Raw genomic sequence first — 11847 nt, 5'->3', positions numbered from 1 at the left:
CTGCAAAACCAGTGGAGAAGGGTTGCCTGAACTCCTAAGCGGGCGGCCCTTCTCCTTCCATAGCGCAAGCGCCGGCCTGTTTCTATTACATGCGTAACATCGCGAACGGGCATGGAAAAAATCCCGCAGGCGGACGGGGGCGGCACGGCGACATGGGCAAACGCCGGTTGAAGAACGCAATCCGTGCCCTAGAACCTCCCCGGAGGGGACGTGTGAGGGAATAGCGATGATCAGAGAGAAGATGTCGGCGGGCCAGACGCCGATGCAGGAAGAGGACGTCGCCCTTTGCCAGCGCGTTTACGAGCATATCTGCACGGCACGGCATATCGCCACCGACGGCGAACGGGAGGAACTGGCCATCCAGATCCTGCATTTCTACCAGCACGGGGTGAAGGACCAGGGCAGCCTGGAGCGGCTGCTTCTATAAGCTGCGGACATGCCAGGGCGGCGCAGGCATGTCCGGTGATGTCGCCAGCCGGCGGCATCGCATAACTGCAGGGCGGGCGTATCCGGGTGCCCTGCAGTTACGCCCTCCGCCTGTGGGGCGGGCTCCGGGCAGCACGGTTGGGAGGGATGGATGAGGTGCTGTTGGGGTGGCGGTGGAAGGGCCGTGCCGGGTGGTGGAGGCTGCGGAAGGCCCCTTGCCGCCATGCCCGACGCCTGCTTTGGGCAGCGACGCTCCCCTCCCCACCCTCATCCCTGTCCTCGGGCTTGTTCCGGGGACCATCACAGGGATCCAGCCTGCCCAAGTCCTTGGGCAGGAGAGACTCGTTTGCCTGCTGATTGAGAGAGTCATTCACCGCGCGGACGCGCGGTGGCTGGATTCCTGTGACAGGCACAGGAATGAGGGAGGTTGGGGTGGGCCTCCGGGCAGGACGTTGCGAGGGATGGGTGAGGCACGGGAATGAGGTGGTTGGGGTGGGCCGCGCGGCAGGACGGTTGCGACGGCTCGGTGAGGCACTGCTGGGTGGCGCTGAAAGGACCGTGTCGGATGGTGGAGGCCGCGGAAGGCCCCTTGCCGCCATGACCGACGCCTGCTTTGGGCGGCGACGCTTCCCTCCCCACCCTCATCCCTGTGCCTGTCACAGGGATCCAGCCTGCCCAAGTCCTTGGGCAGGAGAGACTCGTTTGCTTGCTGATTGAGAGAGTCATTCACCGCGCGGACGCGCGGTGGCTGGATTCCTGTGACAGGCACAGGAATGAGCGACTATCTGATGTGTCAAGTTGCATATTGGAATTCCTTTCGCGCATCTCGTGCTTTTGCGTTGAGAATGACGAGGAGCTTTCTGGCGAGCGCGATGCGAATGACCATTTTCGCTTTGCCTGCGGCTTGCAACCGTTGCTGGAAGGCGCCCAGATGCGGATCGTATCTGGCAGCAATGGCGGCGATCAGGAAGAGGATGCCACGTGGCCCCTTGCGACCGCCGCGCACCGGCCGTGGTCCGCTTTTCTTGCCGCTGTCGTTGGCAATCGGCGCAAGGCCAGCCAACTTGACGATAGCCTTGTTGGAGATATGACCGATCTCCGGCAGCTCGGCCATCAGCCGGGCAACCGTGCGCGAGGCAACACCCTTGATGGAGCGAAAGGCCTTGTCGAGGCCGGCCCAGAGCGGATCGTCGTCGATCATCGAGGCGATCTCGCCTTCCAGCCTGCGGCTCTGACGCACCAGAAGCGCGATCACCTCGTTGAGGCTTTCAACGGCCTGTGCATCGCGGGCAACGCTTCTGCGCTGCTTCTGGATGATCAGGTCGCCGGTGACCTGGGACAGCCGCGCCACCAAGGCCTGCAGCCGCATCTGCGTCGGCTTCGGCGGTGGCGAGGCACGCAGCGGCCTGGCCTCGGCATAATGGGCAATCACCGCCGCATCGATCTGGTCGGTCTTTTCCAGAAAGCCCATGGCCTCGGCAAAGCGGCGCACATTGCGCGCATTGGCAAGCGCGCAGGCGACCCCCATCTCCCACAACAACAGAAAGGCCGGCCGCTCGTAACCGCCAGAGGCTTCCATGGCCACAAGCTCGACAGCCTCGGCAAGGCACAGAGCGCCAAGCGCGCCAATACCGGCCGCATCGTTGCTGAAACGCTGCGAAATACCCAACGGGCGGATGAACACATCCAGCCACTCCTTCGAAACATCCACTCCACATATGATGCTGTTCACGGTAACCTGCCTTGTGCGTGCGGTTGGAACCAAGCGACTGTTCGGTCGTACGTGACGATGGCGACGATCCCTGGCTCATCCACGGTTGTAGCCGGAGGGAGAACGGGCGACGCCGCCACGCCTCTTGCCGGGTGGCCACCCGGCAAGAGGCTCAGTCGCTTCCTTCGCACAAAATCATCAATGTGCAGATACAAGGGAGGTTGGGGTGGGCTTCGGGGTGAAAACGGGCAAGGTTGAGCGTGTGGCTCCGCTCCGCGCGTCGGGCGCCTGACGGGGTGAGCCACGGACAGCCAGCGCATCCTCCCCTCATTCCACCTGACGAGGTTGAGCAACACGCTCCAGCACATCCTCCCCTCATTGCCGTGCCCGTCACAGGAATCCCCCCGGCCCGCGTCCACCAGCCGAAACGCCCCCCGCCCCGGCCGATCGCAAACCGACCGCGCCCGGCGCCCCCGAACCCCGCGCACACGGTTGACCTCCGCGCACGAGCCCTACCTAACCTTCCGGCAACATCTGAAGGAGGCTATGGTGACGGCACTCATTGAGGATTACGCGCTCATCGGCGATTGCGAAACGGCGGCGCTCGTGTCGAAAAGCGGCTCGATCGACTGGCTGTGTTTTCCGCGCTTCGATTCTCCCGCCTGTTTCGCCTCCCTGCTCGGCACCGGGGAGAACGGCTTCTGGTCGCTTGCGCCGGCGGGCCGATACGGCGCCACGCGCCGCTACCGCGACGACACGCTCATTCTCGAAACCGAGTTCCGCACGGAGACGGGAACCGCCGTTCTCACCGATTTCATGCCGCTGCGCGACGGCGCCAGCGACCTGATGCGCATCGTCGAGGGCAAGAGCGGCAGCGTCGCCTTCGCGATGGAGCTGAACCTGCGCTTCGATTACGGCCGCACCGTTCCCTGGGTCACGCGTGGCGAGGACGGCGGCATCGCCGCCATTGCCGGGCCGGACCGGCTGGTGCTCAATTGCGCCGTGCCGCTGCAAGGCCGCGGGCCGAGCACGGTCGGCGCCTTTACGGTCGCGGCCGGCGAGCAGCAGATCTTCACGCTCACATGGTCGCCCTCGCACCTGCCGCCGCCGGCGCCGCGGCAGGTGGAATATGCCCTGCCGGATACGGAGGAATTCTGGCTCTCCTTCGCCGCGAAATGCCCCAGGGTGGGCCGCTGGACGCAGCAGGTGAAACGCTCGCTCATCACGCTGAAGGCGCTGACCTACATGCCGACAGGCGGCATCGTCGCGGCAGCCACGACCTCCCTGCCGGAAAAGATCGGCGGGCCGCGCAACTGGGACTATCGCTATTGCTGGCTGCGCGACGCGACGCTGACCCTGCTCGCCCTGATGAAGCTCGGCTATTACGATGAGGCCACCGCCTGGCGCCGCTGGCTGCTGCGCGCCGTCGCCGGGGCGCCGGCCCAGATGCAGATCATGTATGGCGTGGCCGGCGAGCGCAACCTTCTGGAATGGCAGGTGCCCTGGCTGAAAGGCTACGAGGGTTCCGCGCCGGTGCGCATCGGCAATGCGGCGGCCGAGCAGGTGCAGCTCGATGTCTATGGTGAGGTGGCCGACGCCATGCTGCAGGCCCGCAAGGGCGGCCTGCCGCCGCATCCGCGCGAGCGCGAACTGGCGAAGGCCATCCTGCCCTTTCTGGAAAAAGCCTGGCTGGAGCCGGACGAGGGCATATGGGAGGTGCGCGGCCGGCGCCAGCATTTCACCTATTCCAAGGTCATGGCCTGGGTGGCCTTCGACCGCGCCGTCCAGATCGCCGAGGCCGACGGCGAAGCCCACGCCGCCGCCCGCTGGCGCGCCCTCGCCGACCGCATCCATGCCGAAGTCTGCGAAAAGGCCTTCAATGCCGAGCTCGGCTGCTTCACCCAGGCCTATGGCTCGAAAGCGATGGATGCCAGCCTGCTGCATCTCGGCATGGTCGGCTTCATCGCGCCCGACGACCCGCGCTATGTCGCGACCGTGGAAATGGTGGAGCGCAAGCTGCTGCGCGACGGCCTGCTGCTGCGCTACGAAACGCAGGAGGTGGACGACGGCCTGCCGCCCGGCGAAGGCGCCTTCCTCGCCTGCAGCTTCTGGCTGGTGGACGCGCTGAACATGATCGGCCGGCGCGAGGATGCGCTCAAGCTTTTCGAGCGGCTGCTGGCGATCTGCAACGATGTCGGCCTGCTGGCGGAGGAATACGATCCGGCCGAGGGGCGCATGCTGGGCAACTTCCCGCAGGCCTTCAGCCATATCGGGCTGATCAACAGCGCGCTGAACCTGGCGCGGGCCGAGGGGCCGGCGGATCAGCGGGCGGCGTGACGGGGTGGGAAGCTTGGGCTCTATGCCGTCTGCTTCACATAGATCTCGGGATCGAAATCAACGCGCCTGACCTTGCCATCGGGCGTTTTCAGGACAAGCTCGACGCCGCCCCCGATAGAATGCATGTAGCGCACGATCGATGACAGAAGGACGTCGTCAGCGCTTTCGATCTTCGAAACGGTGTTCTGCGTCATGCCGGCGCCGGCGGCAACCTCCTGCTGCGTTGCCTGCATCGCCTTGCGCACTTCCGCCAGCGCCTTGCCCAGACGCCGTTCGTGACGTTTCGCATCGAGACGCGCGCGAACATCCTCGGGAAGCTCCCCGCGTAACGTCTTCCAGTCAGTCATCCTTCTTTCCCTTCAACCACGCCGCAAAACGCGCATCGGCCTTGTTGATCAGCTGCTTGTAGAACAGGGCTTCATTCATGCCTTGCTTGTCGCCACCGCAAAGAATGATGGCGCTCTGCGCCGGATCGAAGGCGAAAGCAAATCGCCAGACCTGTCTTGCAAACCGGACCCTGATCTCTTTCATATTCGCATGCGCCGAACCCGAGAGCGTATCGACCTCCGGGCGCCCCAGAAACGGACCGTCATCTTCCAGATGGTCCAGCACCTCGCCGACCAGTTCCTTCAATCCCATGTCGAGCTCTTTCCACTCAGGAACGAAATCGGGATGGAACTGCACCCGGTATGTCATCTATTGCCTCAGAAATATATATTTAAAGATATAAAATCAAGATCGGTTGCTTCAGCCCGTTCTCATTTTGTAAAGGCGAGCACCGCAGCGCGACCATCCTCGATATCGACGGCCACGAGATAGCCACTAAACGTATTGGCGACGAGTTTTCCGCCTTCAAGCCTGACGGCGACGAAGCAGTCCGGGAAGGCCGAACCGGACGGCAGGGAGGCCTTCCAGACGATATCCCCGCCAGCATTGACACGCATGAGGTTCCGGCCGTCCTTCACCTCCTCTGGCATGTAGTCGCAGAGCAGGATGCTTCCCCCGCCATCGGGAAGATCGATGCGGTCCATGATCCCGCTGGACATCCTGCCTCCGTTACCTCTGCTCGTGTTCGGTCCGTGTTAACACGCACTTGGCGGGATCGCGAGATATGGATTTCCGATTGAGGAGATCAGACATGGCAGGCTGTCTCCGATGGACAGTGTCGCAAGCCGAAACGCCGATTACTTGCGCCCGACGCCTCCTCCCCACCCCTCATCTCTGTGCCTGTCACAGAGATCCAGCCGGCTTGCGTCTGCAAGCCGGGAAGACTCCCTAAAACGTGCCCGGCATGGAGCATTTTTCAAGAGCCGGTGGGCCGCAGGATTCTTCCGCCGCGTGGACACGCGCCTGCCGGCAGTCCCTCGACCTTCCTCATCTCTGTGCCTGTCACAGAGATCCAGCCGGCTTGCGTCTGCAAGCCGGGAAGGCTCCCTAAAAACGTGCCCGGCATGGAGCATTTTTCAAAAGCCGGTGGGCCGCAAGATTCTTCCGCCGCGCGGACACGCGCCTGCTGGCAGTCCCTCGACCTCCCTCATCTCTGTGCCTGTCACAGAGATCCAGTCGGCTTGCGTCTGCAAGCCGGGAAGACTCCCTAGAAACGTGCCCGGCATGGAGCATTTTTCAAAAGCCGGTGGGCCGCAGGATTCTTCCGCCGCGTGGACACGCGGCTGCTGGCAGTCCCTCGACCTCCATCTCTGTGCCTGTCACAGAGATCCAGCCGGCTTGCGTCTGCAAGCCGGGAAGACTCCCTAGAAACGTGCCCGGCATGGAGCATTTTTCAAAAGCCGGTGGGCCGCAGGATTCTTCCGCCGCGTGGACACGCGGCTGCTGGCAGTCCCTCGACCTCCCTCATCTCTGTGCTTGTCACAGAGATCCAGCCGGCTTGCGTCTGCAAGCCGGGAAGACTCCTCAGAAACGTGCCCGGCATGGAGCATTTTTCAAAAGCCGATAGGCAGCAAGATTCTTCCGCCGCGTGGACACGCGGCTGCTGGATTTCTGTGACAAGCACAGAAATGAGGGAGCTAGGGTCGGCGCTCGTGCCCAGAGTGAGGGGGCTCCGTCGCGCAGCCTCGCCTCACAATACAAAACCGCCCGCCCACCCTCACTATTCCAAAATCCGAACGATTCATTCGTTTCCCTTTTGTACTCTTTCCCCCTTCCATTTCGGCATGACTCCCGCCATATTCCGCGCATGGCAAGATCTCCGAAGAAATCCCCCGCCTCGACCGGTTTCGAGGAAGCCCCCCAATCGTCTTTTACCGGGACGCCCTTCGAGTGGAACGAGAAGGATAAGCGAGTCCCGGCAGAAGACTCCGCTCCCCTTTCCGGCTCGGTGGCCGATTGGGTGAGGCAGCTCGAGGCCGATGCCGAGGCCGCCGGCATCGAAAGCCAGCGCGAAATCGCCTCCAGGGCGGGCAAGCATCGCAAGAAGGTGGAGAACGAGGCGCGCAAACACGCCGAGCAGGTTGCAGGGGCGAAGCGTAGCGGCCAGGCGGCCGCCGGTCGTCCGGCGCCCGCCACGGAGGCCAGCCCGAAGGGCGGTACGGCCGTGAGCGTGAACAGGAAGGCGACGGTGAGCAAGACGGCGCGCGGCGTCTCCATCGGCGGTTCCACCGACCCGAAGACGCGTGCCGCCGCCGGCCTCAACCCCGTGGCCGGCCTCGATATTTCGCTGGAGGATGCCGACAAGATCTCGCCCGGCGGCGTCACCGCCACGGTCGAGGCGCTGTCGAAGCTGATCGAGAGCGGCAACCCGCTGCACAAGAACGGCAAGATCTGGACGCCGCACCGCCCTGCCCGGCCGGATAAATCCGAAGGCGGCATCACCATCCGCATGGCCTCGGAATACAAGCCCGCCGGCGACCAGCCGACGGCGATCCGCGATCTCGTGGACGGGCTGCAGAGCGGCGAGCGCAGCCAGGTCCTGCTCGGCGTCACCGGCTCGGGCAAGACCTTCACCATGGCCAAGGTGATCGAGGAAACCCAGCGCCCGGCCCTCATCCTCGCGCCGAACAAGACGCTGGCCGCCCAGCTCTATTCCGAATTCAAGAATTTCTTCCCCGACAATGCGGTAGAATATTTCGTTTCCTACTACGATTATTACCAGCCGGAAGCCTATGTGCCGCGCTCCGACACCTATATCGAGAAGGAAAGCTCCATCAACGAGCAGATCGACCGCATGCGCCATTCGGCCACGCGCTCGCTGCTCGAACGCGACGATTGCATCATCGTCGCCTCCGTTTCCTGCATCTACGGTATCGGCTCGGTCGAAACCTATACGGCCATGACCTTCCAGATGAATGTCGGCGACCGGCTGGACCAGCGCCAGCTGCTGGCCGATCTCGTGGCCCAGCAATACAAGCGCCGCGACATGGATTTCACCCGCGGCTCCTTCCGCGTGCGCGGTGACACGATCGAGATTTTCCCGGCCCACCTGGAAGACGCGGCCTGGCGCATCAGCATGTTCGGCGACGAGATCGACGCCATCACCGAATTCGACCCGCTGACCGGCGCCAAGACCGGCGACCTGAAATCGGTGAAGATCTACGCCAATTCGCACTATGTGACGCCGCGCCCGACGCTGAACGCGGCGATCAAATCCATCCGCGAAGAGCTGAAGGGCCGCCTCGTGGAGCTGGAAAAGGCCGGCCGCCTGCTGGAGGCCCAGCGCCTGGAGCAGCGCACCCGCTACGACCTGGAAATGCTGGAGGCCACCGGCTCCTGCCAGGGCATCGAGAACTATTCGCGCTATCTCACCGGCCGCGACCCCGGCGACCCGCCGCCGACGCTGTTCGAATATGTGCCCGACAATGCCATCGTCTTCATCGACGAAAGCCATGTCACCATTCCGCAGATCGGCGGCATGTATCGCGGCGACTTCCGGCGCAAGGCGACGCTGGCCGAATACGGCTTCCGCCTGCCCTCCTGCATGGACAACCGCCCGCTGCGCTTCGAGGAATGGGACGCGATGCGCCCGGATACGATCGCCGTGTCGGCCACGCCCGGCAGCTGGGAAATGGAACAGGCCGGCGGCGTCTTCGCCGAACAGGTCATCCGCCCGACCGGCCTTATCGATCCGCCCGTGGAAGTGCGCTCCGCCCGCAGCCAGGTGGACGACGTGCTCGGCGAAATCCGCGAGACGGCCGCAAAAGGCTATCGCACGCTCTGCACCGTGCTGACCAAGCGCATGGCCGAGGACCTGACCGAATACCTGCACGAACAGGGCGTGCGCGTGCGCTACATGCACTCGGATATCGACACGCTGGAGCGCATCGAGATCATCCGCGACCTGCGCCTCGGCGCTTTCGACGTGCTCGTCGGCATCAACCTCTTGCGCGAGGGCCTGGATATTCCCGAATGCGGCTTCGTCGCCATTCTCGATGCCGACAAGGAAGGCTTCCTGCGCTCGGAAACCTCGCTGATCCAGACGATCGGCCGCGCCGCGCGCAACGTCGACGGCAAGGTCATCCTCTATGCCGACACGATCACCGGCTCCATGCAGCGCGCCATGGACGAGACGGCCCGGCGCCGCGAAAAGCAGATGGCCTATAACCAGGAGCACGGCATCACGCCCGAAAGCGTCAAGGCCAAGATCTCCGATATCCTCGACTCGGTCTACGAGCGCGACCATGTGCGCGCCGACATCTCAGGCGCTTCCGGCAAGGGTTTTGCCGATGGCGGCAACCTCGTGGGCAACAACCTGCAGGCCCATCTCAACGCGCTGGAAAAATCCATGCGCGACGCCGCCGCCGACCTCGACTTCGAAAAGGCCGCCCGCCTGCGCGACGAAATCAAACGCCTCAAGGCCGTCGAACTCGCCGCCATGGACGACCCGCTGGCGCGGGAGGAAGCGAGGTCGATGGAAGCCAAGAGCCGCGGCGGCTCCCCTTCTCCCCAGCGGGGAGAAGGTGCCCGCAGGGCGGATGAGGGGGCCACACCCTCCTACTTCGCCAAGCCGGAACTCGACGAAATGGGCGGCCGCAACGCCCGCCCGGTCCCCGCCGACGGCAAGACCCTCTTCCGCCGCAACACGCTGGACGAGATGACCGTGGGCCGCACCGAAAAGCCGGTGACGGGCCACGTGCCAGAAAAGCCGGACGCCGCCAAGGGCACGAAGCGCTTCTCGCCGCTGCTGGACGGCCAGCCGGGGCATGATGATGTGCGCCCGCTGGTGAGGGGGAAAACGGGTGTCGGGAGCTATGAGGACCCCGGCGAGCAGCGGCGCAAGGGGCGGACGAAGGGGAAGACGGGGCGGCCGGGGCGGTGAAAATTGAAAAAACGCTCAACACGTCCGGCTAATCGGCTATTGCCGAGGTAAGGATACGATTAAAAGCTAAATCTAAGCTGGCCAATTCCAAGTTCATCCATGATGAGCTCTTTCGTCTTTCCCGATCTGAATACTCTATAAAAGGATTGAGACTTATATTTCTCCGCAATACTTGAAACTACAACTTTAGCGCGCTCGCAATAATCGTCAAATTGATGCTCGGCGGGAAGGAATAGACCGTCACCCCCCATCATCAATGATATGCAATACATTATATACCACTGAGTGTAGGCTATAAACTCATTATTGTTATCAAAATTTTCTTGCTTACGCAGAAGAGTAAGATCCGCTTCGCGTACAGAATTAACGAAAAGATACAATCTTGCGAGTTTTACAAGATAATCACCGTCCAGCTTCTCAGAAAAAATTAGATTATACATAGATCCAAAAATCTCGTCGGACGCCGTCTTTGCCAAATGCGGGGCATGAAGGCGATATGCCAAAATTGCTTGGCCCAATTTTAATGAATCGATACGATCTCTTTCATCGCCAATTTCAAATTGGTTCTTTTTCCGCTCATATAGCAAGCCGTTATCTTCAAAAACTGCGCCGATCTTCTTTTGAATTGCATCATTGGCCTTGAGATCACGTGGTGCAATACGGGCTTGACTATTTGTTGCTATTGCAATCTGCTCGGAGATATCAGGTCGGCTTGATGCAAAGATCTTCACCAGCAGCACTACTTCTCCGACTTTGTCCGGATCCCTCTTGTAAGCCTCCAAAAGGGAGTAAGAAGTTTGAGCTCCGTTGACAATCTGAAAGTCAGTCAGGTGGATCTTGGATCCCCTCACCTTCTGATGAGTGAACTCCTTTGCGATAATCGTAATACCATTGTTCAGGTACCAGAAAAGATGATTTTCTTCCGAAAGGGCACTCTGATGAATCTGACGGTTATATCCGCCGTCCAAACCCAGAAAACCACGAATATTCTCATCGAAGAGATGTCGCTTTATGGCGCCACCTTCATTCGAGATCATCTCGATGTAAGATCTGGCATCTACATTTGCGACTAATCCTCGAATGTCGCAATCTGCTCTTTCATACTTTTGTACATCAACAGTATCAAGTATACCGTTTTCTTTAGTTCGCCCATCGCTAGATATTAAGCTTATGACGCTCTGATAGGACAATTCTTCTACAGAAATAAATTCGTATTGCGAACAAAAGGCATCCAGTCTTGTCCGCTCATGCGCTGCGAGCGGCAATGCATTTGAGACAAGGAAGATATGTATGTATATCATATTCCCTTGATCAATCAGGCGCCATATATCGAAGATCTTTCCCCGCAAAAGCGGATTTACAGACTCGGGCAGTCCAGCAACTCTATCTACTAAGTCCCGTATAAATGAGATTAGCTTATCGATTTCATTCCCCGGAAAATTTCTGCCAGCGCTTTTAATAGTAGAAGCATATTTGCTTTGAACAATGCTGATATGTGCGACGTTACCAGATTCTTGAATATATACCGCATCGACTCCCCTATCTCTCCCACCGTCAGTGATAAGCGAGGATATATCCTCACCAGACCTTGGAAAAAGTGTGTCCAATATCAGATAAAGGAAACCAGTCGAACGATCATCAAGTCCAATTTTATCGGCAGATCTTTTTACTTTACTTTCAATTAGCGAAAATTCGAGGTCGGTTATCTGGCGCATATCAATTCCGTTGGGTTTAATCAACTCAAAATAGTCAGATTCGCTGATCGCACAATCGCTATTGTCAAAACATCATTACAGCCGGGGTAAGCGCTGCCGATATAGAGTCAGTGCCAAGACTGAAACCGTAGACCGGCGCGTAACTGTCGCCGGATGACAGATTCCCATTAACTAGGAGTTGCAATGCCGCGAATCTATGGCAATTTAACCTGATGATGTATTCTAAAGCGAAAATTGATAAAGCCGGGTCTGTTCTCTCGAAGCCGCTGACCGAAATTACTGAAGAGTCTATTGAATTGGAGTATGCCTTCGATGACTTTCGAAAACGGCATCTCGCCCCCCTATCGGAGCTCACACTAGATATACAGAAGATGCTCACCGAATACGGT

8 protein-coding genes are annotated in these 11847 nt (G+C 60.4%); 3 read left to right on the top strand and 5 right to left on the bottom strand.

Features of this window, described 5'->3' with window-relative positions; genetic code table 11:
• Window positions 1-226: 226 nt before the first annotated feature.
• Window positions 227-427 carry a hypothetical protein gene (locus ACU8HS_RS19715; protein WP_112564178.1) on the top strand — a complete coding sequence of 67 codons (201 nt, stop codon included), beginning with the start codon at window positions 227-229 and terminating at the stop codon, window positions 425-427.
• 792 nt (window positions 428-1219) lie between these two features.
• Here the strand turns inward: ACU8HS_RS19715 and ACU8HS_RS19710 are convergent.
• Window positions 1220-2158 carry an IS110 family transposase gene (locus ACU8HS_RS19710; protein WP_447014964.1) on the bottom strand — a complete coding sequence of 313 codons (939 nt, stop codon included), beginning with the start codon at window positions 2156-2158 and terminating at the stop codon, window positions 1220-1222.
• A gap of 528 nt (window positions 2159-2686) precedes the next feature.
• Here ACU8HS_RS19710 and ACU8HS_RS19705 point away from each other — a divergent pair.
• Window positions 2687-4474: a glycoside hydrolase family 15 protein gene (locus tag ACU8HS_RS19705; RefSeq protein WP_447015016.1), complete on the top strand. Its 1788-nt coding sequence runs from the start codon at window positions 2687-2689 to the stop codon at window positions 4472-4474.
• 20 nt (window positions 4475-4494) lie between these two features.
• Here the strand turns inward: ACU8HS_RS19705 and ACU8HS_RS19700 are convergent, their stop codons facing one another.
• From ACU8HS_RS19700 to ACU8HS_RS19690, 3 genes are all read right to left on the bottom strand, one after another.
• Entirely contained in the window at window positions 4495-4821 is a 327-nt protein-coding gene (locus ACU8HS_RS19700; RefSeq protein WP_112573307.1) for a helix-turn-helix domain-containing protein, read from the bottom strand.
• A complete protein-coding gene (locus tag ACU8HS_RS19695) occupies window positions 4814-5158 on the bottom strand; it encodes a type II toxin-antitoxin system RelE/ParE family toxin (RefSeq protein WP_447015015.1) in 345 nt (114 codons plus the stop codon). The genes ACU8HS_RS19700 and ACU8HS_RS19695 overlap by 8 nt, the downstream gene beginning before the upstream one ends.
• A 74-nt stretch (window positions 5159-5232) precedes the next feature.
• Window positions 5233-5520 (bottom strand): hypothetical protein, encoded by a 288-nt coding sequence (locus ACU8HS_RS19690; protein WP_447015014.1) that lies wholly within the window; start codon window positions 5518-5520, stop codon window positions 5233-5235.
• A 1148-nt stretch (window positions 5521-6668) separates the two neighbouring features.
• On the opposite strand from ACU8HS_RS19690, the gene uvrB reads away from it, so the two are divergent.
• Complete coding sequence (gene uvrB / locus ACU8HS_RS19685; RefSeq protein ID WP_447015013.1) at window positions 6669-9743, top strand: excinuclease ABC subunit UvrB; 3075 nt, start codon at window positions 6669-6671, stop codon at window positions 9741-9743.
• 59 nt (window positions 9744-9802) lie between these two features.
• On the opposite strand, the gene ACU8HS_RS19680 is transcribed toward uvrB, so the two are convergent.
• On the bottom strand, window positions 9803-11458 hold the full coding sequence (locus ACU8HS_RS19680; protein ID WP_447015012.1) for an AIPR family protein: 1656 nt from the start codon (window positions 11456-11458) through the stop codon (window positions 9803-9805).
• Window positions 11459-11847 lie beyond the last annotated feature (389 nt).

Source organism: Rhizobium sp. KDH_Rht_773_N (assembly GCF_052946295.1).
Note: the sequence above shows the minus strand (reverse complement) of the source record. Positions and strands in the feature narration are given on the sequence as shown.